This is a genomic window from Paenibacillus artemisiicola (assembly GCF_017652985.1).
In the GTDB taxonomy this organism is placed as follows: domain Bacteria; phylum Bacillota; class Bacilli; order Paenibacillales; family Paenibacillaceae; genus Paenibacillus_Z; species Paenibacillus_Z artemisiicola.
The window spans coordinates 12,307-36,834 of record NZ_JAGGDJ010000037.1 but is presented as its reverse complement, the minus strand read 5'-3'; the positions used below and the strand labels follow the sequence as shown (position 1 = coordinate 36,834).

Below are 24,528 nucleotides of genomic sequence, written 5' to 3'. Positions count from 1 at the left end.
TTAGCATTCTCCCATCTTATGCTATACTACTTTCAAAACAAAGTCATCAGACGACCTGATCTATTTTCCATTATACCTTCATCAAAGGGGAGTTATCCATGCTGCAAGAAGCAGTCGCCGGCAAGCTGCGCGCCATCGTCGGCCCGGGCTGGTTCAAGGACGATCCGGAATCGCTCGTTACCCATTCGTACGACGGCACGCCGATGCTGCAATCGCTGCCGGACGGCGTCGTCTATCCCGAGACGACCGCCCAGGTATCCGAGATCGTCAAGGTGCTCCAGGAGCACCGGGTTCCGCTGATCAGCCGCGGCTCCGGGACGAATTTGTGCGGCGGCACCGTGCCCGTTCAAGGCGGCGTCGTCATGGTCATGCACCGGATGAATCGCATATTGGAGATCGACCTCGAGAACTTGACCGCTACCGTCCAGCCCGGCCTGAACACGAAAGCGTTCATTACGCACGTGGAAAGCCTCGGCCTGTTTTATCCCCCGGACCCGAGCAGCATGGCGATCTCGACGATCGGCGGCAACATCGCCGAATGCTCCGGCGGCCTGCGCGGCCTCAAGTACGGCACGACGAAGGACTACGTCATCGGCCTGGAAGCGGTGCTGGCCAGCGGCGAAATCATCCGCACCGGCGGCAAGCTGATGAAGGACGTCGCGGGCTACGACCTGACGAAGCTGCTCGTCGGCTCCGAAGGCACGCTCGCCGTCATCACGGAAGCGACGCTGAAGCTCGTTCCGCCGCCGAAGACGAAGAAGACGATGCTCGCGATGTACAAGGATCTGTACGGCGCCGCGCGGACCGTGTCCAAAATCATCGAGAGCCGCATCATCCCGGCGACGCTGGAGTTTCTCGACAACCCGACGATCCGCGTCGTGGACGATTTCGCGAAGCTGGGCCTGCCGCTCGACATGGACGCGATTCTGCTGATCGAGCAGGACGGCGAGGCGGAGACGGTCGAGCGCGACATCGCGCGGATCGCGGAGATCTGCCGCGGCGAGAATGCCGAACGCGTCAGCATCGCCGCCGACGAAGCGGAGGCGCTGAAGCTGCTGACGGCGCGCCGCAGCGCGTTCACCGCGCTGGCCCGCCTTCGGCCGACGACGATCCTCGAGGACGCGACGGTGCCCCGCTCCAAGATCGCCGACATGGTGCTCGCGATCAACGAGATCGCGAAGCGCCACCGCGTAACGATCTGCACGTTCGGCCACGCCGGCGACGGCAATCTGCATCCGACGGCGACGACGGACGCCCGCGACGCGAACGAGATCCACCGCGTGGAAGAGGCGTTCGCGGAGATTTTCGAAGCGGCCATCCGCCTCGGCGGCACGATTACCGGCGAGCACGGCGTCGGGCTCGTGAAGGCGCCGTACCTGGAATGGAAGGTAGGCGCGGCCGGCATCGAGGTCATGCAGGCGATCAAGAAGGCGTTCGACCCGCATAACATCCTGAATCCGGGCAAAATGTTCGCCAAATCGGCGCGCAAAAGGGTGGTGCTGCACCGTGGCTAAGACGCTGAGCGATCTCCTTCCGGCGGAAGCCGGCGGCTGCGGCGAGCTCGCGGCGACGCTGAAGCGGACGCTGGATTACGACCAGCTGACGAACTGCATGCGCTGCGGCTTCTGCCTGCCGGCCTGCCCGACGTTCCGCGAGACGGGCATCGAGGCGGAATCGCCGCGCGGACGCATCGCGCTGATGAAGGCGGTCGCCGACGGCATCCTGGATCCGGACGAGGCGTTCGAGACGCAGATGAACCACTGCCTCGGCTGCCGCGCGTGCGAGCCGGCCTGTCCGGCCGACGTCAAGTACGGCCAGCTGCTGGAGCAGGCGCGCGACTCCGTCGAGCGGCATACGACGACGCACCGCCGGTGGGTGAAGGCCGCGCGGAGGACCGCGTTCGACGGCCTGTTTCCGCACCAGAACCGGATGCGCCTGCTCGGCGGCGCGCTGATGCTGTACCAGCGGACCGGCCTGCGCAAGCTCGCGCGCGGCGCGGGGTTGATGAAGCTGTTCCCGGCGCATATGCGCGAGATGGAAGCGATCCTGCCGGATGCTTCGTACAAGGGCGTCGCGGAGCAGATCGGCGCGTTCCATCCGGCGAAGGGCGAGCGGATCGCGACGGTCGGCTTGTTCCGGGGCTGCATCATGGACGTGCTGTTCACGGAGACGAACAAGCACACGGTCGAGCTGCTGAACGAAGCGGGCTTCGACGTCGTCATCCCCGAGTCGCAAAATTGCTGCGGCGCGCTGCACGCGCACAGCGGCGAGCAGGACGGCGCGAAGGCGCTGGCGAAGCGCAACATCGCGGCGTTCAAGGCGGCCGGCGTCGAGTGGATCGTCTCCAACGCGGGCGGCTGCGGGGCCTTGCTCGTCGAGTACGATCATCTGCTGCACGACGATCCGCAATGGGCGGACGACGCGGCGTGGTTCGCGAAGCGCGCGGTCGACGTGAGCAAGCTGCTCGTCGAGCACGGGCGGCTGCGGGCCGCGGCGCAGGCGGCGGTCGCGGCCGGTGCCGGCTCCGTCGTCGGCGGCGCGACTGCGGCGCCTAACGGCGGCCATGCCGCGGAAAGCGGCGGCTGCGGCGGTTCGTGCAGCGGCGGCGTCGGCTTCGCGTCGGGCGAGCAGGTCCGCATCACGTACCAGGATTCGTGCCATTTGCGCAACGTGATGCGTTCCTCGGACGCGCCGCGGAAGCTGATGCGCAGCGTGGCGAACGCCGAGTTCGTCGAGCTGTTCGAAGCGGAGCGCTGCTGCGGCTCGGCCGGCATTTACAACCTGACGGAGCCGCGAATGGCGGGTCAGATCCTCGATCACAAGATGGAGCACGTGAGGCGCACCGACGCCCATTATTTGCTGACCAGCAATCCCGGCTGCCTGCTGCAGATGAAGCACGGCATCGAGAAGCACGGCATGAGCGGGCAAATGAAGGCCGTTCATTTGGTCGATTTTCTGCATGAACGGATGTGCGGGAAGGACGCCTAGGCGTCGCGAAGCCAGCAGCCCGGAACGATGACGTTCCGGGCCGCTTCGTTGATGCCGAGCGAATGTCGATGCGGATAGTCGGCTGCCCGCCACCGAATGCTCAAAATACGGATAACCCCTCGCCGCATAAGTATGAGTAACATCGGGTGCAAGGGGGTTGCGCATCAATGAACGCGTTCACATCGTTCCTGGCCAGGCTGCTGATCTTTCTGTTTACCGCCGTGTTCATTTACCCGGCGATTCTGCTCGCCTTCCTGGTGCTCGGCTTTACGGCCTCCTGGAAATCCGGCGTCGTGATGCTCATCTCGGCGCTGCTGCTGCTGTTCGTGCTAAAACGGGAAGCGGCCGCCCTTCCGGCGGTCCCCCGCGGGCGGATGCGTCCGTTCGGCCGAAAACGGCCAGCCGTCCGGGCGTTGAGCCGATTTCCCGGGGAATATGACCGAGAGGCGTCCCCGCCGCAGCTAAGCGACATCTACTTCGATCTCGCGGCCCGGATGAAGGAGGACGAGGAGCTGCTGCACATGCTGAAGGCGATGGACGGTAGTCCGGAGGCCGGCGGCGAACGGCGGCGGGCACCCGTCGCCAATCCGGGCGCCGGAGCGGGCGCCGGACCGAACGTGACGCTTCGTGCCCGGCATGCCGCCGGCTGCACGTGCGCCGGCTGCTCGCCGGCGCCGCAGGAACGCATCCATTGAGCTTAAACCGCCAACCAAGCGCATGGCGCAGGGTTGGCGGTTTTTTTATTTTGGCGCGGGGATGCGTCCGGCGCGGTGAAAGGTGTACGTAGAGGCCGCGCGGCGGCAAAACGCCACTGGTGCGGTATCTAGTACCGCATATTCGTCAAAAGGAGGCGAAATCGCCGCAAGAACGGTACGTCGTACCGCACATTCGCCACTCACCCGCCCACGGCATCACCCGCCCACGGCATCACCCGCCTACCCCATAACCCGCCCCACGCATCGCCCCGTGCACCTCGTCTGCCATAACGACTAACGACGCTCCGCCTCCCTCGCCGCAAACTTCCGAAATTTCCCTTTCCCAGCCATTGACAATCCGATTCAGCAGTGATTATACTGTGTATATGAATATATACAGTATATAAACCGAAGGAGCTGAAGCGACGATGACGACTTGGCAAGGCGCGATGACGCTGCTTCGTTCCGAAGGGCGGCGTTCCTGGGGCGGATTGATTTTTACGTTCGTGTTTTTCACCTACGTCGCGGTGGTCATGATGCCGGTGTTTCAGGACATGTGGGAGAAAGGGACGGCGAGCCGCTTCGGCTGGCTGGGCGATTTCCTCTACCTGACCATCCTGCCGAACATGGCGTTCGTCATGAACCGCAACATGATGCATTACTGGAGCCGCGATCCGTTCTCCCGCAAGCTGGCTTACTGGCGCACGCTCCCGATCAGCTGGAATGCGATCGTGCTCTCGCGGATGGTGCAGCACGTCGTCGTTCTGACGGTCGTGGCCGCGTATTTCTTCACCCTGCAGTATGCCGTCATGAGCGGCGTGCGCGAGCTGCTCTCGCCCGGCGCTTACGCGCTGTACGCGCTGACGTGGTACGGCTACGCGATGGCGGCGGGCGCCACGTACGTGTTTTTCGAGCAGACGCTGCACGGCAAGGTCTACTTCGCGGTCTGTCTCAGCTACGTGGCGGTCTACGTGCTCGTCGGCATCGTGCTGTGGCTGACGCATACGAGCCTGATGTTCGCTTCGATCGAAGCGGCCCGCGATCATCGGGCCGTCTGGCCGGCCGTCGCGCTGCTGGCGGGCGCGCTTGCCACGTGCCTAGTCGCGCGGTTGGCCCGAAGGCAGCTTGCGAAGCGCAATCTGCTGCTCTAGGGGCCGGGAAAGGGGTGGCAGCGGTGTGGATACCGATCCAATTGAATGAACAGAGCGCGGAACCGCTGTACCGCCAAATCGAAGTGCAGCTCCGCGCGTTCATCGTCAGCGGGCAGATGCCGGAGGGCACGCTCCTGCCTTCGATCCGCGAGCTGGCGCAGCAGACGAAATGCAGCGTCATTACGATCCGCCGGGTGTACCAGGACCTCGAGAACGAAGGCCTGCTGCGCACCCGCCAGGGAACGGGCACGTTCGTGGCCAAGGTCGACGACGCGCTGCGGGACAACCAGCGGCGAGGCGCGGTCATGGAGGCGATCGAGACGGCGGCGGACGCGGGCGTTCGGGTGCAGTTTACGGACGGCGAATTGGTGGAGATGCTGCTCGAAGCGCTGCGGCGGAAACGGGCGGCGTACGAGACGGGACAAGCGAAGACGCCTTCGGGCGAGGAGGGGGAATCGACATGACGGAAGCGGCTGTGGCGATCGAAGCGCTGGTGCAGCGAAGGGCGCATTTCGAGCTGGGACCGGTCGAGCTGGCCATCCCGGCGGGGTACGTGACGGCGATCGTCGGGCCGAACGGCTCCGGCAAAAGCTCGCTGTTCCGGCTGATGCTGGGCTTGGCGCGGCCGGACGCGGGACGCGTCAGCCTGCTCGGGCGGCGGGTCGGCGACGGCGACGACACGGCGTACAAGACGCGCATCGGGTACGTGCCGGAGGAAGCGATCGACCTCGAGGACAAGATATCCGGCGACCAGAAGGCGGCGTTCGTGCGGCCGTGGTACCCCGGCTGGGACGTTAATTACTACCGCGAGCTGCTGCGGCGCTTCGAGATCGACGCCGGACTGAAGCTCGGCAAAATGTCCAAAGGGATGCGGCGCAAGTACGACCTGTCGCTCGCGATGGCGCATCATCCGGATTTGCTGCTGCTCGACGAACCGTCCTCGGGCCTCGACCCCATCGCGTGGAAAACGATGATCGACGTCCTGCACCGCTACATGGAGCGGGGCGACCGGACGATCGTGATGGCGTCCCACATCGTGGACGAGGTCCGGCGGCTGGCCGATTACATCGTCTTCGTCGTCCACGGCCGGGTGCTCGGAATGTACGAGAAGGACGCGCTGCTGGAGTCGTGGCAGACGATGTACGTCGACGACGCGGGAAGGTCGACCGACTGGAAGGCGATGCCCGGCTTGCGCGGCTTCGAGGCGGCCGGAGGCACGACGTACCGGATCGTGACGGATTCGGCGCATGCGGCGGAGCGCTGGCTGGCCGAAGCCGGCGCAACGCTCGTCAGCAAGCAAAAGCTGGAGCTGGACGATATCCTGATTCATCTCACCGAACATGCGAGAGGAGTTATGTAAATGAATGCTTTATCGCTCAACCACGTCTTCAAGCAGTACGGCGACAAGACCGCCGTGAACGGCATCAGCTTCGACGTCGCGCCCGGCGAGATTTACGGCCTGCTCGGCGCGAACGGCGCGGGCAAAACGACGACGATGCGCATGGTGCTCGGCCTTATTTATCCCGATTCCGGCAAGATCCTGTACGACGGCAAGGCTTACGGCAAGGAGCAGCTGCAGGGGCTCGGCTACCTGCCCGAGGAGCGCGGCCTCTATCCGAAAGTGAAGGTAAGCGACCAAATTCTGTACCTCGCGCAGCTGCGCGGCATGTCCCGCAAGGACGCCGACGTGAACTTGAAGCGCTGGCTCGACCGGTTCGGCGTGCCGGAGTATTACGGCAAGAAGGTCGAGGAGCTGTCCAAGGGGAACCAGCAGAAGATCCAGTTCATCGCCGCGGTCATTCATCACCCGCGCATCGTCATCATGGACGAAGCGTTCAGCGGCCTCGATCCCGTCAACGTCGAGCTGCTGAAGTCGACGGTCAAGGAGCTGCGCGACGCGGGCTCGTGCATCCTGTTCTCGACGCACCGGATGGAGCACGTCGAGGAGCTGTGCCGCAACATCACGATTTTGCACAAATCCAATCCCGTGCTGCAGGGCAATCTGAAGGCGATCAAAAAGCAGTTTCCGCGGGAGCGCGTCATTCTGGCGACGGACGGCGACGTGACCGGGCTGGAGAACGCAGGCGGCGTGCGAAGCGTCACGCGCCACGAGTACGGCTACGAGCTGTTCGTCGACGACGAAGCGGCGGGCAGGGAAATCCTGGAGCTGGCGATGGCGCAGACCGGGGTGCAGCGCTTCGAGATCATGGAACCGACGCTGAACGAAATCTTTATTAAGACGGTAGGTGAGAACCATGAATAACGGCTTCTGGACGGTGGTCGGATTCACGGCCAAAAACAAGCTTCGGGGCAAGGCGTTTCTCATCACGACGATCATCATCGCCATTATCATGAGCATCGGCATCAATTTGCCCTATATTATTTCCAAGTTCAGCGGCGAAGGCAAGCCGACGGCGGTCGGCTATGCGGCCGTCGCGGCGGAACAGTCGCAGTCGCAGCTATTCACGCCGGCGCGCATCGCCGACAGTCTCGGCAAGTATTACGCGGCGCAGGAGAAGCCGGAGCTGAAGCTCGTGCCGATCGCGGACGCCGGCTCGGCGGAGGCGAACGAGAAGGCGCTGAAGCGGGCGGTCGCGGACGGCGCCGTCGACGGCTACGTGGCATTCGCGCCGGATCCGGCGGGCGGCGGCTTCCCTGCCGTCACGTACAAGTCCGAGAGCCTGATGGAGTCCAAGGTGTCGCAGTCGCTCACGACGGCGCTGCAGGCGGTCAAGATGGACGCCGTCATTAACGGCGGCGGGCTGAGCGACGAGCTGAAGACGCTGCTGACGAAGCCGATTCAGTTCGACACCGTCCAGATCTCCACGGCCGAAGGCGCGGGCTCCATCGGCACGGGCAAGACGAAGGAGCAGCAGGCCATGGACATGGTGACCGTGTACGTCATCCTCTTCATGCTGTTCATGGCGATCATGATCAGCGGCCAGATGATCGCGAGCGAGATCACGGCGGAGAAGAGCTCCCGCGTCATGGAAATCCTCATCACGAGCGTGGCGCCGCTGAAGGCGATGTTCGGCAAAATCCTCGGCATGTTCCTCGTCGTGCTGACGCAGCTGGCCGTCTACATCGTCGTCATCGTCATCAACATGACGCTGCCGCAGAACGCCGACAAGCTCGGCGACCTCGGCATCTCGCTCGACAAGATCGATCCGGTCCTGCTCGTCTACGCGATTCTGTTCTTCCTGACCGGCTTCTTCCTGTTCGCGACGCTGTTCGCGGCCGTCGGCTCCATCGTCAGCCGGACGGAGGATCTCGGCCAGGCGGTGCTGCCGATCACGATGCTGTCGCTCGCGGGCTTCTACATCTGCATGTTCGGCGGGCTGAACGCGCCGGGCTCGATGCTGATCAAGGTCTCGTCGTTCATCCCGTTCTTCTCGCCGTACGCGATGGTCGTCCGGCTCGGACTGTCCGACCCGCCGATCTGGCAGGTATGGCTGTCGATCGCGGTGCTGGTCGTCACGATTCTGGCGTCCGGTTGGCTGTCCGCCAAGATCTACCGCGCGGGCGTGCTGATGTACGGCAAGAAGCCGTCGATGAAAGAGCTGTTCAAGGCGATGCGGGCCTACCGCTAAAGGGAGCCGGAGCTCGCCGTTCTTCTTCGTCGCCGACAACGACGAGCGGCGGAACCGCGTCAACCCACATTTTACGGAAAACAGCCGGGCAGAGCGCCCGGCTGTCTTTTGCCGAAGGGGAGCATCAAGCATGAAGGAACTGCTGAAGACGCAATACGGACTCATTCGAATCACGCGGGAAACCTTGTTCGCGTTCCTCGGGGAGCTGCCGCCGGAGAAGCTGCGGGCCGACGTGCCGGGCTTCGGCAGCGGCAGCATCATTCGCACGCATATTCACGTGGCCGATTGTTACCGGTATTGGCTCGGTTCGTTCGCCTTCGGGCAGAAGCGGGCGGATTTCGCGTTCGCGACGAAGGAGGAGATCGCGGAAGCCGACGTTCGCGCGGTTCGCGACCGGTTCAAGCGCGCGGACGAAACGGCGGACCGGTTCCTGGACCGGTACGACGGGCGGATGCTGGAGAGCGTTACGAACGAGGTGAAGTGGCAGCCGGAGTGGAGCACGACGCCGCTTTGGCTGCTCACCCATACCGAGACCCACGAATTCCATCACAAAGGGCAAATCGCGGCGATGGCGCGGCTGCTCGGGTACGAGCCGCCGAACACGGACCTGGAGTAGGAAGGGAGCGGCCGGCACCGGCAGCGCGAGGCCGGCGATCAAAACCGGGAGGCGCTTAGAGGGAGGCCTCGCCGCAGCGGTCGGCAGCATGCGCACGGCGGGCCATAGATAGCGATTTCGAGAACCGGACCGAACGGCGGCGCTGTTCGGTCCGGTTCCTTTTTTCCAAACCGTCCGACGCCGTACGCGCATAAAGCCGCCGCATCCGACAAATTTCGGCAATATTAGCGGTTGTCCCGAACGGAGACAGCCCCTATAATAGAGCTACATCAGCATTATCGATTATCGATAATCGATAATTCATAATTCATAAAGGAGCCGTGAACGCCATCATCCACGACCGGACGGACTATCCGACCAATTCGATCAGCGAGCACGTGTACGCCGGTCTGAAGCGGGACATTCTCGCCGGAACGCTGCAGCCGGGCACGCGCCTGATCGTCATGGACATCGCGGGCAGGCATCAAATCAGCCAGGCGCCGGTGCGCGAAGCGCTGGAGCGGCTGAAGCAGGAAGGCTTGATCACCGGCGTGCCGAATAAGGGCTCGGTCGTCTCGACGATTACCGCCAAGGAGATCCGGGATATTTTCGTCCTGCGCGAGATTATCGAAGGCTTCGCCGTCCGGCAGGCGATGACAACGCTGACGGAGGAGGATTACCGCTATCTCCATCGCCTCATCGCGGACATGGAAGCCGCCCACCGGCAGAACGAGATGCTGCGCATCCTCGAGCTGGACATGGATTTTCACGGTTTCTTCTACGTGCGCTGCGACAACCAGGCGATTCTGGAGCTATGGAATCACATGCGCACCAAGGTCATGCGGTTCATGGCTTTCTCCAACCGCCACTACACGACCAACGTGCTGGCCGAATGGCATCAGCTGCTCGTCGACGCCCTCCGTTCGGGAGACGCGGACGCGGCGGAGGCGGCGTTCGTCGAGCATATGCACGCCTACAAGCAGATCGAGTTGGAATAGCGGCATCTTAGAGGGGGCGGCGGCGAGCCGGCCGGCATACATCCTTTCGCGAAAAGGGGACATGACGATGCTTCCTGAAGGGCTGCCGTATGAAGAGGACGTTATTTTGACGTGGATGCGGGACCGGTTTCTGCAGGATCTCGCGCTGGGACGCAAGCCGAAGAGCGCGAACGCGAAGGACGGCTTGTCCCGCCTGGGGCTGAATCCGTATTTCACTTACCCCGCGATCGCGCTGTTCGAGCCGTGTCCGCCGCAAGGCGACGACGAGGAAGAGAAGGCGCAGCGCATCGAGCGCATGCGGGACGACTTGCAGCAGCGCGCATTCCGCGGGAGCGCCGTGTTCATGGACGGCCGGCACCGGATCGGGCTGCTGTTCTCGTGGGCGTCCGCGGATCAGCTGGAAGCCGTCCAGTCGCTGGTCGCCGAGCGGTTCGGCGTGCCGGTGAGCGTCGGCGTCGGCGCGCCATGCGCCCTGCTCGGCGACGTCCATCAATCGTACCGGCAGGCGTCGCGGGCGCTGCAGGATACGTTTTACCGCGGAACCGGCAACGTCATCCGGCACGGGGAGCTGCCCCGGTACGCGGCGCCGCGCGACGATACGCCGGAGCTGGAGCAGGCGCTGCTCGAAAGCTTGAAGGCGGCGGACGCCGACGCGGACATCGAGGCGGCCGTGGACGCGTATTACGACGCGCTGCTCGCGGAGGGACCGATCGAGATCCGGGCCATGTACGAGCTGACGGCGCGCCTCTTGGTCGGCACCGAGAGGAAGCTGCTTCCCAACGCGAATTATGAGAGCGCTTGCAACCGCTGCGAGATCCTGTCCGTCGTCAAGCTGCGGACGCTGCGGGAGATCAAGGCGTACGTCGCGAGCTTCCTCTCCGGCGTCCGAAGCGCGCTGCTGCCCGAGCGGAAGGAGAGCCACCGCAGCATCATCAAGAAGACGATCCAGCACATGGAGCAGGATTACCGGGGCGCGTCGCTGCAGCGGATGGCGCAGAAGGTCTACATGACGCCGACGTACCTCAGCCTGCTCTTCAAGCTGAACACCGGCACGACGTTCATCGAGCATCTGACGCAGATCCGCATCGAGAAGGCCAAGAGCCTGCTAGTGGGCACGCATTACAAAAATTACGAGGTCGCCGAGCTGGTCGGGTACCACGATCCGCGCTACTTTAGCCAGATCTTCAAGCGCAAGGTCGGCCTGTCCCCGACGGAGTACCGGGAATCGGCCGGCATGGCGTAAACGCGGCAACGACATAAAGGACTTTGGAGCGCGGCCCCGGCCGCGCTCCAAAGTCCTTTTGCCCGTGCGGCACGATCGCCGCGGTCCGGCCCGAGGCGCCCGTTACAGCCGCACGTCGTGCCGGCTGCCGCCCTCGGCGTCCCGCTTCGCCGCTTCGGCCAGCTCGTGTTCCCACGTCAAATGCCGATAGTCCCGCGCGGCCGGATCGTTCTCGAACCAGGTCACGAAATCCCGCATCAAGGCGGTCGTCCACGGCGCGTCGATTTGGGCGGTCGAATAGACGCCTTCCCGGAGCCGGACGAAGCCGAAGACGTCGCGCACCTGCGATTTCTCCGCCTGCGCGACCGTCAGCTCCGCCAGGTGCGGCGGGATGAAGATCACGCCGGCCGGCGTGCCGAGCACGACGTCGCCGGGCAGGCAGATCGCCTTGCCGATGCGCGCGGGCACGTTCATGCCCGTCATCGTGACCTCCGCGATGGCGGTCGGGTCGCTTCCCCGGTAATAAATATTGATGTTGTCGATCTGGGACACCTGCTGATTGTCCCGGATGCCGCCCCAGATCACGGCGCCGCCGCGCTTCGTCCGGGTCGATATCGCGGTCGACAGGTTGCCCCCGACGTACGTGCCGAGGTGTACCTTGTCGAACATGTCGACGACGGCGACGTCGTCCTCGACGAGCGAGTCGATGACCCATTGGTTGAAGAAGCCCTTGCGGCCTTCCTGTTCATGCCCGTAGCGCAGCAGCGTCTCGTGCAGATCGGGACGCTGCGGCACCATGACGGCCGTCACCGCCCGGCCGACCATGACTTGGTCGGGATGGACGATTTTGAAATCCCCCTCGAATTGAAAGGCATAGCCCCGGTTCCATAACGGGCCCCACGCTTCCTCGAGCGTAATCTTCCGCATCCGCCGCAGCACGTCCGCGGGCACCTTCGGCCGGCCGTTCGGAAACCGTTCCCCTTCCCAGAGCGGCGTAAGCTGGACGATGTCTTCCGGATTGTCGAATTTCATCTGGCGCACCTCATTCCCTCGATTTGACAGCGCATGCGGCCATGCCGGTCGCGGGCGCCGCCGGTTCTCGCTTTTATTGTTAGGGAGAACCCGGCGTTTGTCGATGCGGCATTTTTACGGCATTTCGCGCGAAACGCATAATTATTCCCCCCTTCCCTGCCGGCCGGGCGGGGGCGAAAGCCGGTTGAAAAAGATCGCTAAAATAATCCAACAAATTCGTAATTTCTTCGCCTTTTGCGATGAAACCGCTTTCGGTAAAGTTAAGAAGCGCCCAGGCACGGGCGATTCATTCGATTATCGGAGGAGGAGATACAGGGTGGCTTCTGACGCGTTATCCCTAGCACCCGGCGCGGAGGCGATGAAGGCGCCCGGGAAACGTCGCAGGAACAAGGGCGAAACCAATCTGGCGGGTTATGCGTTCATTTCCCCGTGGCTGCTCGGCTTTTTTCTGCTGACGCTCTGGCCCATCGCGCAATCCTTCTATTTGTCGTTCACGGAGTATTCGCTGCTCGAAGCGCCCGTGTGGACGGGAACGGCCAATTACAAGAACATCTTCACGAACGACGCGACCTTCGTGCAATCGCTCGGCGTGACGTTCACGTTCGTGCTCGTCTCGGTTCCGCTCAAGCTGTTCTTCTCGCTGCTCGTGGCGATGGCGCTCAGCAAGAACATCCGGGGCATGAACGTCTACCGGACGGCGATCTACTTCCCGTCCCTGATCGGGGGCAGCATCGCGGTGGCCGCGCTCTGGCGCAACATGTTCGGCCTCGACGGCTACGTCAACCAGGTGCTCGCCTGGTTCGGCATTGAAGGCGTCGGCTGGATCTCGAACCCCGACACCTCGCTCGGCACGCTGATTCTGCTCAACACATGGCAGTTCGGCTCGACGATGGTCATCTTCCTGGCGGGCCTCAAGCAGATTCCCCAGGAGCTGTACGAATCCGCCGCGGTCGACGGCGCCGGCCGCTTCCGCAAGTTCGTCTCCATCACGCTGCCGATGCTGTCGCCGGTCATGTTCTTCAACCTGGTGCTCGGCGTCATCGGCTCGTTCCAGACCTTCACCTCGGCGTTCATCATCACGAAGGGCGGCCCGATCAATTCCACGTACGTCTATGCGCTGTACCTGTACGACAAAGCGTTCAAGCATTACCAGATGGGCTACGCCTCCGCGCTGGCCTGGATTCTGCTCTTCATCGTGGCCGCGCTGACCGTGCTGAATTTCTTGGCCTCGCGCTACTGGGTGTTCTACGAGTCGGACGGAGCGGGAGGGAAGACCGGATGAACGCATCGCGCGTCAAGCTAACCCATCATCTGTTCCTGGCGCTGTTCTCCCTCTTGATGCTGTACCCGGTCATCTGGTGGGTCGGGGCGTCGCTGAAGAAGACGGCGGAGCTCAGCCTGCCGACGATCTGGCCGGCGACGCCGATGTGGGAGAACTACAGCAAAGGCTGGCATTTCTCCGGGGACTACACATTCGCGCACTTCTTCGGCAACACGCTGCTGATGGAGCTCGGCAACGTCGCCGGCGGCGTCTTCACGGCCGCGCTCGTCGCCTACGGCTTCAGCCGGCTGCGGTTCAAGCTGCGGGGCTTCTGGTTCTCGATTCTGCTGCTCACCATGATGCTCCCCGGCCAAGTGACGGTGGTGCCGCAGTACATCCTGTTCAACAAGCTGGGCTGGGTGGACAGCTACGTGCCGCTGGTGCTGCCGCATTTCTTCGGCGGCGGGGCGTTCTTCATCTTCCTGCTCGTGCAGTTCATCCGCGGCATCCCCCGCGATCTGGACGAGGCGGCGAAGATCGACGGCACGTCGGTGTACGGCATCTTCTTCCGGATCGTGCTGCCGCTCATCAAGCCCGCGCTCGTGACGGTCGCGATCTTCACCTTCATCTGGAGCTGGGACGACTTCTTCGCGCAGGTGCTGTATATCAGCTCCGTCGACAAGTTCACCGTCGGCCTCGCGCTGCGCATGTTCATCGACCAATTCGACATCCAATGGGGCCAGCTGCTCGCGATGTCGCTGTTGTCCATTTTGCCTTCCGTCCTGATCTTTCTGTTCGCGCAGAAGTATTTCGTCGAGGGCATCGCCACGACCGGGCTGAAAGGCTAGCGGTCCAATACACGAATCCAGAGAGGGGATTGCGAGTGATGAGAAGAGGAAAGCCGGCGGCACTGCTACTAACGGGGTTGACGCTGCTGCTTGCGGCGACGGCGTGCAGCAGCGGAGGGGGGAACGACGGCGGGAACGGCGCGGCGAACGGCAATGCCGGCGCCTCCGGCAACGGCGAGGAGACGAAGGCCGCGGAGCCGGCCGCGCTGGGCATGATGTGGTGGGGGCCGGACGAGCGCCACACGGCCACGAAGAGCGCGCTCGAGCTGTATACGAAGCAGAATCCGAACGTGACCTTCAAGCCCGAGTTCATGGCCTGGGACGCGTATTGGCAGAAGCTGCCGACGCTGGCGGCGTCCAAGTCGATTCCGGACGTCCTGCAGATGGACGCGGCGTACATTCAGGAGTACGTGGCGCGCGGGCAGCTCGAGGATCTGTCCGACGTCGACCTGAGCGGCATCGTCGATCCGAAAGTCGTGGAGAACTTGAAAATCGGCGGCAAGCTATACGGCATTCCGCTCAGCCAGAACGCGCAAGGCATCGCGTTCAACAAGACGGAGCTGGAGCAGTACGGCATTCCGCTTCCGCAGCAGAACTGGACGTACGACGAGTATTTCCAATGGGCCAGGGATGCCCGCGCGAAGCTGCCGGAGGGCAAATATCCGATCGGCGACACGACGTCCTGGGACGGCTTCAATATGTACCAGACGTCGATGGGCAAGCCGCCGGTCATGGCCGACGGGGGCAAGACGTTCACGCTCGACAAGGAGCTGTTCATGAAGTTCTACGAGACGTACGCGGACTTCCGCAAGGACAAGATCGTGCCGCCGGCGGAGAAGGCCGCCGCCTTCCTCGAGAACGACCCGCAGGCCGATCCGATGGCGTCCGGCGTGGTCATGACCCGCGGCGCCACGACGGGCTCGGTCAGCGCCCTGGAGCAGCTCATGCCCGGCAAGGTCGGCGTCGTGAACATGCCGACGGGCCCTTCCGGCGGCGGCTGGGCGCAGTCGACGATCTTCCTGAGCGTCAGCGCGAACTCGAAGCATAAGGACGACGCCAAGCGCTTCGTGAGATGGTTCATCACCGACAAGGATGCCGGCCAGACGCTCGGACTGACGCGCGGCATTCCGATCAATCCGGAGATCTACAAGGAGCTCGAACCGACGCTGGCGGAGAAGGACAAGCTCGGCAAGGAGATCTACGACCTCTCGGTGGAGAAGGCGCTGCCGTTCTATTCCGCCGCGGCGGGCTTCTCGGAGTGGGTGGACACGTACAACAAGGAAATGCAGGCGGTGACGTACGGGCAGCAGTCGATCGAAGCCGCGTACGACAAAATCAACAAGATGGGCACGGAGCTGGCGGCGAAGGCCGGCTCGTAGATCCGCAGGGCCGGGAGCGGCGGCACGATCGGCGCCCGCCGGCCGGCATGCCGGTCCGGGCGTCCGTCCGCCGCCGCGCCTTCATGGCGGAAGGAAGATGGCGAAAGGCTGATGGAAGATAAAAGATGGAAGATAAAAGATGGAAGATAAAAGATGGAAGATGAAATATGGAAATTGATAGATGGCGGATACCTAACGGAAGGAGCTTGCGTCTATGCAGCTTGCGGAATTTTTCTCGTCGCAGCCGTCCCGGCTGTGGCAGCTGGCGAAGCAGATGAACGTGAATTACGCGGTCGGGGGCTTGCCCTGGGAGGAGACGAACGAGAAGCCTTGGGATCTGATGCCGCTCGTTCGGATGAAGCAGCGGTACGCCGATCACGGCCTTGAGCTGCTCGTCATCGAATCGATGCCGCCGAGCAACCGGATCAAGCTCGGCACGGCGGGCCGCGACGAAGAGATCGAGCAATTCCAACAGTTCCTGGTCAACATGGGGGCGGCCGGCATCCCGGTGCTTTGCTACAATTTCATGGCGCAGTTCAACTGGTTCCGCACGTCCACGACGACGATGTCGCGCGGCGGGGCGCTGGTCTCGAGCTACGATCACAGCCTGATGAAGAACGCGCCGCTCACGGAAGCGGGCGTCGTATCGGAGGAGCAGCTGTGGGAAAATCTGCATTACTTCATGGAGCGGATCGTGCCCGTCGCCGAGGAAGCGAAGGTGAAGCTGGCGCTGCACCCGGACGATCCGCCGATCACGCCGATTCGCGGGGTCTCGCGCATTCTGCGCAGCGCGGCCGCCCTGCAGCGCGCGATCGACCTCGTGCCGAGCCCGTATAACGGCATCACGCTGTGCCAAGGGACGCTGGCGACGGCCGGCGACGACATCCCGCGGGTCATCCGCGATTTCGCCAAGCAGGACAAGCTGTTCTTCGTCCACTTCCGCGACGTGAAGGGCACGCCGGAGAAGTTCGAGGAGACGTTCCACGACGACGGGAAAACGAACATGCTCGAAGCGATGCGGACGTACTACGAGGTCGGCTATCGCGGACCCGCGCGGCCGGACCACGTGCCGACGATGGCCGGCGAGGACAACGGCAACCCGGGCTACGAGCTGCTCGGCCGGCTCTACGGCATCGGGTACATCAACGGCTTGATGGAAGCCGCCTCGGCCGGCTGAGGCGACGAGAGCGGCGAGCGGTAAGCGCGGCAAGAGGCAAGCGGTAAGCGGTAAGCGGAGCAATGGGCAATAGGCAAACGGGGGGCGATTCCAGGATCGGCGCGAATGACGCGGGCGATCCGGGAATCGTCTTCTTTTGGCGAGGAGCGCGCGGCCGCGGCCCATCCCGGGCGGCGCGCGCTACGCGTCGCGTTTCGCCGCGCTGACCAGGAGCAGGATGCCGGTTACCAGATGCAGGAGCCAGCCAAGGAACGGGATCCACCCCAAGGCGCACGTAATCAGACCCATGACCGAGCCGTACTTGGCTTCGCGGTTCTGAATCGAGAGCACCAGCGCGACCAGATGCAGCACGAACATGATGAAGAGCGGCGCGTAGCTCGTTCCGATGATGATCACGGCGCCCAATAAGGGAATCGCCAGCAGCAGCTCGCAAACCCCCGTCGTCCACTTCAACGCTTTCGAACCCGTCATATCGAACTCACGCCTCCCCATTGACTTCCAATTCCTGTAAATCGTATCGCATGGGACCTGCCGCGGTCAATAGTCGGTTATCCGCGCCGGACGGTTGCCGCCGCTTGAGGGCGCCGAATGGCCGGACCCCGGACCGGCAGCGGCCGGGCGGCCGATGCGGCCGATGCGGCTGTTGCGGACCGCCAAAGGCAAGAACCCCTTTCCGAACCGGAAGGGGGTTCTTGCCTGCTGGCCTTGCGTCCGCGCGCCGGCCTAGCTCCAGAGCCGGTCGTTGGAGTGGAACTTGTTCCACTGATCGGTCGACTCCCACAAGCCCGGAAGGTCGGGGTGCAGATGCGCCGCGAGCACCTCGTCGTTCAAGTCGTCGATGCCGAGGCCGGGCGCGTCGGTCATCTCGATGAAGCCCTGCTGCACCAGCTTCTTCGGGAGCTTGCTTCCGACGACGATGTCGTCCCACCAGTCCACCTCGCAGGAATGGTATTCGAGGGCCAGGAAATTTTCCGTCGCGGCCGCCACGTGCGCGGCCGCCAGGCAGGCGATGGGGCTTTCCGCCATGTGAATGGCCATCGCGACGCCGTAGTCCTGCGCCATGTCGCCGATTTTCTTCGTCTCCAGGATGCCGCCCGCGGTCAGAACGTCGGGATGGATGACGGAGACGCCGCCGGCTTCGAGCAGCGGCCGGAAGTTTTCCTTCAGGTAAATGTCCTCGCCCGTGCAGACCGGCGTCGTCACCGCGCGCGCCAGCCTCGCGTACTGCTCCGTGTACTGCCACGGAATCATGTCTTCCATCCACGCCAGGTTGAACTTGTCGACGCGGCGGCCGAGCTTGATGCAGTCCTCCAGGCCGATATGGCCGAAATGGTCGATGGCGAGCGGCACCTGATCGCCGATGACCGCGCGCACGTCCGCCACGTACTGCTCCAGCATGTCCAGCCCCTTCTCCGTCACGTGAATGCCGGTAAAGGGATGCGGAATGTTGTAAATATCGTAATGGCGGTTGGCGATGTGCCGGAGCTCGGCGTCGGTCAGGCCGTCGTAATTTTGCCGGTACCGGTCGCGGGACTTCGCGCGCATCTCCTCGAGGAAGCCGAGCGGCGCGCTCAGCGTGCCGGGCTCGTGGATCAGCTGGCCGATGCCGAGGTCCATCTTCAGGAACGTGAAGCCGGCGTCCATCCGCTTCTTCAGCGCCGCGCCCATCGCCGTGCCCGTCGCCTTGTCGACGACGTCCGTGTCGCAGTACATGCGGATCCGGTCGCGGAACCGGCCGCCGAGCATTTGATAGACGGGCACGCCGTAGGCCTTGCCCGCGAGGTCCCACAGCGCGATCTCGATGCCGCTCACGCCGCCGCCTTGGCGCGCATGGCCGCCGAACTGCTTGATGCGGCGGAACAGCTTGTCGACGTTGCACGGGTTTTCCCCGATCAGCCGGCCCTTGAGCAGCTGGGCGTACACCTTGTCCGCGCCGTCGCGCACTTCGCCGAAGCCGACCAGGCCTTGGTTCGTGTACACCTTGATCAGGCTGCTGTGGAACGGCGCGCCGACGATGTCGGCGAACCGGATATCGGTGATGCGGAGCTCCGACGGCTTCGAATGCCCGCTCACGTGCGCCAGCGTTTCTTCGTACGTTTGTTCGTTCATGCATGGATTCCCCCTTTGGACGATGGATTCCCGTTTCCCTCTCCATCTTAGTGAACCGCGGCGCCGGGGGCGATGCCGTAAAGTTACGATTTCGTTGGATTTTTCGTCGGATTTTTCCGGTTCGGGCAAGCGGGACGGCGCGGCGGCATTTTGCAGTGGGACGGCGGACGAGCGCATGCTAGAATAAGAGGCGAATCCATAGGAGGAAAGGCGGGAACGGGATGAAAATCGGATTGAGCACGTACAGTCTGCTGAATGCGCTGAAGGCCGGGGAGATGACCGTGCTGGACGCGATCGGCTGGATCGCCGAGAACGGCGGGGAGCATATGGAGATGGTGCCGTACGGCTTCACCCTCGTCGACAACCCTGAATTGGCCGACGCGGTCCGCGAGCGGGCGAAGGCGGCCGGCATCGAGCTGTCGAACTACTCCATGCCGGCAAACTTCGTGCAGCCGGACGAAGATGCCTTCGAGGCGGAGATGGCCCGCGTGAAGACGCACGTCGATCTCGTGCGCCGGCTCGGCATGACGCATATGCGCCACGACGTGACGGCCTTCACGATCGAGCCGGCGCAGATGACGATCCGCTGGTTCGAGGAAAGCCTGCCGCTCATCGTCAAGGGCAGCCGGATCATCGCCGATTACGCGGCGGAGTTCGGCATCACGACGACGATCGAGAACCACGGCTTCAGCGTGCAAGCGAGCGATCGCGTGCAGCGGGTGCTGCAGGCGGTGGACCGCCCGAACTTCAAGACGACGCTCGACGTCGGCAATTTCATGTGCGTGGACGAGAATCCGGTCATCGGCGTCATGAAGAACCTGCCGTACGCGTCGCTGGTCCACTTCAAGGACTTCTACTTCCGGCCGTTCGACGAGCCGCCGGGCGGCGGGGACTGGTTCCGCACGAGCAACGGCAACTACCTGCGCGGCGCGATCGTCGGGCACGGCGACATCCCGCTGCGCCGCATCGTCAAGCTGATCAAGCAGTCCGGCTACGACGGGAATATCACGATCGAGTTCGAGGGCATGGAGGAATGCAAGCGGGCCTCGCGCATCGCGATGGACAACCTCCGCGCGCTGTGGGAAGAAGCCTGATTCCGGTTTCCGATGGCGGTTAAGGCAGGCGCGGGCCATCGTCCGCGCCGGACGAAATTTTGGGCAACTCTCGCGTCTTCGGTCATATACTTCTGTATACCGCCCGAAAAGAGGGGATGACCATGACCGACTTCGAGGAACGCTTGATTGCCGTGCTGAAAGAAATCAAATCCGAGCTGGGCGTGATCAGCAAACGGCTGGATTCCTTGGCCGATCACGTGGACGATTCCAGAAGAAGCTTGGATACGCTCAACGAGCTGGTGCAGGTCATCGCGTATTCGGACTGACCGCGCGGCGTCGTGCAAGCGCTTCCGGGACTTTCTCGCGAATCGGGAGAGAGGCCGCGCATCATCGCCGTATAATCGATATCCGTGCCGTCCGAAACGGGCGGCGGGCCCAAGCCGAGGCTTGGGCTTTTTTGCGTTCTCCGGAAGGCGTCGGCGGAGGGGGAAGAGATTCAAATTAACTAGAATAAGGCGGAAATAAATTTGCACTATTTGTATAATTTTCTCTTGAATTCGAATGCCGTCCTATCTGTTTCCCGCCTGAAATCTATTCACGAAGCGGAGGCAGAATTCCTATAAAAAAGAGGGTATAAATCACTAATTATGACATGATACGTTACTAATATCGATAAATTGCTTTAATTAATTAACGCTTTACCTGAATAATTACAAGAGTCAAGAGAATGTATTCGGTTGGAACGATAAAAAACGACAAAACATATCATACCAATGACATGTATATGGCATTTTTTAATCGGATTCTAGTCCTATTTTCTTATCACCATGTAAGCATTTTAACAGAAACTAGTAATTATTTATTGTCAGTAAATTTGTACTATGTTACAATTCTCTCGAAAATTATCGCTTTTGATAGATTCGCCGCGAAAGGCAGGTGAGCCCGCAGCCGGAACCCGCTCGTCCCATGCACGCAAACGTCTCATTACGGCTTATCTGGAGGGTGACAACTTGAAAAGAGAACTGGTAAAGAAGTCGATCGCGATCGCGGCGTTCTCGTCGCTGCTGATCGGATCGGCAAGTCCCGCGCTCGTGCGGGCGGCCGGAACGGACGCGAGGAAAAGCGCCTGGACCGCCGAAACGGCGCCGAAAGAAAACGCGGTGCAGGTCGCGCCCCGCGCCGGCGAGCCGAACGCCGCCGAGAAGCCCGTCCTGCCCGGAAAGGCCGACCCGGCCGCGTCCGGCGGCCGGATCATCGTGAAGTACAAGCCCGGCTTCCGCGCGGCTTCGGCATCGATCCTTCCGTCCGCCAAGACGAAGAGCAGCCTCGCGCTTCCGGAGGCGGGCGCCTCGCTCGTCCAGCTCGCGAACCCGGCCGATACGGCGCAGGTGCTCGAAGCGCTGAACAAGGATCCGAACGTCCTCTTCGCCGAGCCCGACTTCCGAATCAACGCTTCGCGCTTGCGGACGGAAGGCGCGCAGGCGTCCGCACCGGCGAAGGACGCGAAAGAATCGAAAGACGCGAAGGACGCGAAGACGGCCAAGGCGGCCAAGGCGGTTAAAGCGCCGGAATCCGGCTCGCCCGACGATACATACTTCCCGCTGCAGTGGGCGCTCCGCAACACGGGGCAAGTCCCGCCGTTCAACTACAACGATCCGCTGCTGGAGGGACATCCCGGCCCGGCCGGACTCGACGTCAAGGCTCCGGAAGCCTGGACCGTGTCGCAGGGAAGCCCGGACGTCACGGTCGCCGTCATCGACACCGGCGTGCAGCCCGACCATCCGGACTTGACGGGCAGCATCTGGACCAATCCGAAGGAGCGGGCCGGCAACGGGATCGACGACGACGGCAACGGATTCGTCGACGACGTCCACGGTTGGAACTTCGCGGGCGGCAGCAACGAGACGTACAGCGAGATCGACGGCGACGCGCACGGCACGGCCGTGGCCGGCCTCATCTCGGCCGCCGCGAATAACGGCACCGGCTTGGCGGGCGTCGCGCCGGACGTGACGATCATGCCCGTGAAGTACGTCGGCGGGGGATACGGCTACGTCTCGGATCTGATCAAGGCCATCGCCTACGCGGAGACGAACGGCGCGCAGATCGCCTACCTGAACGCGGAATCGTACGACTACAGCCAGGCGCTCAAGGACGCCATCGACGCCTCGTCCATGCTCTTCGTCGCCGGCTCCGGCGATTACGGCGTGAATACGGACGGCATTCCGTCCTACCCGGCGTCCTTCGACAGCCCGAACATCCTCTCGGTCACCGGCATCGACAACGAAGGCCGCCTCGCGGCTTACGCCAATACCGGCTACAAGTCCGTCGACGTCGCCGCTCCGGGCGAAGCGGTCGCGGCGACCGTGCCGGTGTCGAATCCGGGCCTCGCCGCGGAGATCGCGGACCCCGCGAACGGCTCCAAGGTGATCTTCAACGGCATCGCGTTCGAGAATATCCTCGACGACGAGGACGCGGACTACGACTACCGCCAGGACGCGTTCGACGCGGCCATGGATTACCTCGGGGCGTCCAAGTACGACCCGGACAAGAAGATCTTGCTCGTGCAGGACGATCTGTCCAACTACACGGAGATCCCGAGCTCCAGCAAGCTGGCGAAATACACGGACCTGCTGGCGGATTACGCCGGTCAAGTGGATGTCGTGCAGTCCGCGCCGGACGGCGGGGACGGCCCTTCCGCGGGGCAGATGCGGGACTATGACGCGGTCATTTGGTTCACGGGCATGGCGGACCGGTACTACGTCTCCAATCTGACCGAGAACGACCGCGGCAGCTTGACCGATTTCATCCAAGGCGGCGGCCATCTGATGCTGACGGGCACCAACGTCTTGAACGGCCCGACGGAGGAGGGCGGCGAAGAGGCCTCGAGCATCATCGATACCCCATTCGTCAAGGACGTGCTGCATTTGGCGTTCGTGAACCAGTACTTCTACGACAAAGCGGTCGGCTTGCCGGATACGATTTACGCGTACAAGGAGTACCCGCTGGACGAGGACAAGGACAGCTACAACTGGATCATTTCGCGCGATCCTTCGATTGCCAAAATCGACTTGATGAGCATCGCGGAAGATTTCGAGGGCAGCAGCTATGCCTATGCGCGGGGCACGGACATCGCGGCCGCGCAAGCGGCGGGAGCGGCGGCGCTCGTGCTGAGCCAGGACGAATCGCTGAGCGCGCTCGCGGCGAAGCAGCGGGTCGTCAACAGCGGCACGCGCCTCAGCTCGCTCACGGGCAAGACGGCGAGCGGGCGCCTGATCGACGCGTATCAAGCGCTGACCGACGACGACGTGCCGGGCACGCCTTTCCCGGGGGGCAGCGTATCCAACCGGCTCGACGACGCGGCCGACCGGAACGACGTATTCGCGGTGGAGCTCCACGCCGGCGAGGAGGTCAGCCTCGCGCTGACGGGCGACGCGGGCACCGATTTCGATCTGTATCTGTATGCCCCGGAAGCGGCGACCGTCGAGTCGAACGCGAATCTGCTGGCGTATTCGGAGAACGAGAAGACGTCCAAGGAGTCGATCGCCTACAAGGTGACGCGAAGCGGAACGTATTACGTCGACGTCTATGCGCATAAAGGCAAAGGCGCGTACGCGTTGACGTTCGCGACGGACAACGGCATCGGCGGATACGAGGATACGAGCAAGTCGCTGGCGTTCGCCGGCAATTGGACGTCCATGACGGGCGGCGCCTACACGGGCGGCAGCATGAAGCGGATCGACGCGGAGGGCAGCGTGGAATTCGCGTTCGACGGCAGCTATTTCGCCTGGATCGGCTCGAAGAATCCGCAGCAGGGCATCGCAGACGTGTACGTGGACGGCAAGCTGGCGGCATCGCCGTCGCTGTACGCCGCCAAGCCGCTCGACAAGCAGACCGTGTTCGAGAAGCAGCTGCCGGACGGGCGGCACGCGGTCAAGATCGTGTGGACCGGCAAGCACGATCCGAAGGCCAAAAAATCCGACCCGACGTTCATCAACGTCGACGCCTTCGACGTGAAGCGCCTGCTGCAGGAGAGCGATTACGGCGTCGCGTTCGCGGGACAGTGGACGATGACGTACGGCGCGAAGCATTTCGGCGGCAAGTCCGCCTACTCGACGCAAACGGGCAGCAGCGCGACGGTGGCGTTCGAGGGCACGAAAGCGACGGTCTACGCGAACGTCGGCAAAGACCGGGGCAAGGCCAACGTCTATATCGACGGCGAGCTGGCGACGCCGGACGCGATCGATCTGTACGAAGCCGCGGACCGCGATCGCGCCGTCGTCTTCGAGTCGGGGACGCTGTCTCCGGGCAAGCATACGCTGAAAATCGTCAACTTGGGCCAGAAGAACCCGCTGTCGCGCGGAACGGTCGTTTCGCTCGATGCCGTGGCGATCGCCGCCGAATAGAAGCCGACCATCTTACGAAAAGAGG

At 63.1% G+C, this 24,528-nt stretch carries 21 protein-coding genes; 18 read left to right on the top strand and 3 right to left on the bottom strand.

What is annotated here, in order from left to right; genetic code table 11:
* Nucleotides 1-98 precede the first annotated feature (98 nt).
* The 11 genes from I8J29_RS26045 (at nucleotide 99) to I8J29_RS25995 (ending at nucleotide 11,260) form a co-directional block, all read left to right on the top strand.
* Nucleotides 99-1,514: an FAD-linked oxidase C-terminal domain-containing protein gene (locus I8J29_RS26045; RefSeq protein ID WP_208850292.1), complete on the top strand. Its 1,416-nt coding sequence runs from the start codon at nucleotides 99-101 to the stop codon at nucleotides 1,512-1,514.
* A complete protein-coding gene (locus I8J29_RS26040) occupies nucleotides 1,507-2,988 on the top strand; it encodes a (Fe-S)-binding protein (protein WP_420831163.1) in 1,482 nt (493 codons plus the stop codon). Before I8J29_RS26045 ends, I8J29_RS26040 begins: the two co-directional genes overlap by 8 nt.
* A 167-nt stretch (nucleotides 2,989-3,155) precedes the next feature.
* Nucleotides 3,156-3,683: a hypothetical protein gene (locus I8J29_RS26035; protein WP_208850291.1), complete on the top strand. Its 528-nt coding sequence runs from the start codon at nucleotides 3,156-3,158 to the stop codon at nucleotides 3,681-3,683.
* A gap of 428 nt (nucleotides 3,684-4,111) precedes the next feature.
* The gene (locus I8J29_RS26030) at nucleotides 4,112-4,834 is read left to right on the top strand and encodes a hypothetical protein (protein ID WP_208850290.1); all 723 of its coding nucleotides are present in this window, start codon (nucleotides 4,112-4,114) and stop codon (nucleotides 4,832-4,834) included.
* A 23-nt stretch (nucleotides 4,835-4,857) separates the two neighbouring features.
* Nucleotides 4,858-5,298, top strand: a complete 441-nt coding sequence (locus I8J29_RS26025) for a GntR family transcriptional regulator (protein WP_208850310.1) — start codon at nucleotides 4,858-4,860, stop codon at nucleotides 5,296-5,298.
* The gene (locus tag I8J29_RS26020; RefSeq protein ID WP_208850289.1) at nucleotides 5,295-6,194 is read left to right on the top strand and encodes an ABC transporter ATP-binding protein; all 900 of its coding nucleotides are present in this window, start codon (nucleotides 5,295-5,297) and stop codon (nucleotides 6,192-6,194) included. The genes I8J29_RS26025 and I8J29_RS26020 overlap by 4 nt, the downstream gene beginning before the upstream one ends.
* A complete protein-coding gene (locus tag I8J29_RS26015) occupies nucleotides 6,195-7,097 on the top strand; it encodes an ABC transporter ATP-binding protein (RefSeq protein ID WP_208850288.1) in 903 nt (300 codons plus the stop codon). It begins immediately after the preceding gene.
* Complete coding sequence (locus I8J29_RS26010; RefSeq protein ID WP_208850287.1) at nucleotides 7,090-8,424, top strand: ABC transporter permease; 1,335 nt, start codon at nucleotides 7,090-7,092, stop codon at nucleotides 8,422-8,424. The genes I8J29_RS26015 and I8J29_RS26010 overlap by 8 nt, the downstream gene beginning before the upstream one ends.
* Before the next feature lie 130 nt (nucleotides 8,425-8,554).
* Complete coding sequence (locus tag I8J29_RS26005) at nucleotides 8,555-9,040, top strand: DinB family protein (protein WP_208850286.1); 486 nt, start codon at nucleotides 8,555-8,557, stop codon at nucleotides 9,038-9,040.
* A gap of 320 nt (nucleotides 9,041-9,360) precedes the next feature.
* Nucleotides 9,361-10,017 (top strand): GntR family transcriptional regulator, encoded by a 657-nt coding sequence (locus tag I8J29_RS26000; RefSeq protein ID WP_338113286.1) that lies wholly within the window; start codon nucleotides 9,361-9,363, stop codon nucleotides 10,015-10,017.
* 61 nt (nucleotides 10,018-10,078) lie between these two features.
* The gene (locus I8J29_RS25995) at nucleotides 10,079-11,260 is read left to right on the top strand and encodes a helix-turn-helix domain-containing protein (RefSeq protein WP_208850285.1); all 1,182 of its coding nucleotides are present in this window, start codon (nucleotides 10,079-10,081) and stop codon (nucleotides 11,258-11,260) included.
* A 102-nt stretch (nucleotides 11,261-11,362) separates the two neighbouring features.
* Here the strand turns inward: I8J29_RS25995 and I8J29_RS25990 are convergent, their stop codons facing one another.
* On the bottom strand, nucleotides 11,363-12,271 hold the full coding sequence (locus I8J29_RS25990; protein ID WP_208850284.1) for an RraA family protein: 909 nt from the start codon (nucleotides 12,269-12,271) through the stop codon (nucleotides 11,363-11,365).
* Nucleotides 12,272-12,629: 358 nt separating this feature from the next.
* Here I8J29_RS25990 and I8J29_RS25985 point away from each other — a divergent pair, with 358 nt between their 5' ends.
* The 4 genes from I8J29_RS25985 to I8J29_RS25970 all read left to right on the top strand — a co-directional run bounded on the left by I8J29_RS25985 (nucleotide 12,630) and on the right by I8J29_RS25970 (nucleotide 16,936).
* Nucleotides 12,630-13,553, top strand: coding sequence for a carbohydrate ABC transporter permease (locus I8J29_RS25985; protein WP_208850309.1), 924 nt, complete (start codon nucleotides 12,630-12,632; stop codon nucleotides 13,551-13,553).
* Nucleotides 13,550-14,380 (top strand): carbohydrate ABC transporter permease, encoded by an 831-nt coding sequence (locus tag I8J29_RS25980; RefSeq protein WP_090644843.1) that lies wholly within the window; start codon nucleotides 13,550-13,552, stop codon nucleotides 14,378-14,380. The genes I8J29_RS25985 and I8J29_RS25980 overlap by 4 nt, the downstream gene beginning before the upstream one ends.
* 38 nt (nucleotides 14,381-14,418) lie before the next feature.
* A complete protein-coding gene (locus I8J29_RS25975; RefSeq protein ID WP_208850283.1) occupies nucleotides 14,419-15,759 on the top strand; it encodes an ABC transporter substrate-binding protein in 1,341 nt (446 codons plus the stop codon).
* Nucleotides 15,760-15,973: 214 nt separating this feature from the next.
* Complete coding sequence (locus I8J29_RS25970) at nucleotides 15,974-16,936, top strand: mannonate dehydratase (RefSeq protein ID WP_208850282.1); 963 nt, start codon at nucleotides 15,974-15,976, stop codon at nucleotides 16,934-16,936.
* A gap of 180 nt (nucleotides 16,937-17,116) precedes the next feature.
* Here the strand turns inward: I8J29_RS25970 and I8J29_RS25965 are convergent, their stop codons facing one another.
* Together I8J29_RS25965 and I8J29_RS25960 are read right to left on the bottom strand one after the other, a co-directional pair.
* The gene (locus tag I8J29_RS25965; RefSeq protein WP_090644833.1) at nucleotides 17,117-17,407 is read right to left on the bottom strand and encodes a hypothetical protein; all 291 of its coding nucleotides are present in this window, start codon (nucleotides 17,405-17,407) and stop codon (nucleotides 17,117-17,119) included.
* A gap of 252 nt (nucleotides 17,408-17,659) precedes the next feature.
* Nucleotides 17,660-19,045, bottom strand: a complete 1,386-nt coding sequence (locus tag I8J29_RS25960) for a mandelate racemase/muconate lactonizing enzyme family protein (RefSeq protein WP_208850281.1) — start codon at nucleotides 19,043-19,045, stop codon at nucleotides 17,660-17,662.
* A 221-nt stretch (nucleotides 19,046-19,266) separates the two neighbouring features.
* Here I8J29_RS25960 and I8J29_RS25955 point away from each other — a divergent pair, with 221 nt between their 5' ends.
* From I8J29_RS25955 to I8J29_RS25945, 3 genes are all read left to right on the top strand, one after another.
* Entirely contained in the window at nucleotides 19,267-20,139 is an 873-nt protein-coding gene (locus I8J29_RS25955) for a sugar phosphate isomerase/epimerase family protein (RefSeq protein WP_208850280.1), read from the top strand.
* Nucleotides 20,140-20,261: 122 nt separating this feature from the next.
* Complete coding sequence (locus I8J29_RS25950; protein ID WP_177222296.1) at nucleotides 20,262-20,426, top strand: hypothetical protein; 165 nt, start codon at nucleotides 20,262-20,264, stop codon at nucleotides 20,424-20,426.
* 684 nt (nucleotides 20,427-21,110) lie between these two features.
* Entirely contained in the window at nucleotides 21,111-24,503 is a 3,393-nt protein-coding gene (locus I8J29_RS25945) for a S8 family serine peptidase (RefSeq protein ID WP_208850279.1), read from the top strand.
* Nucleotides 24,504-24,528: the final 25 nt, after the last annotated feature.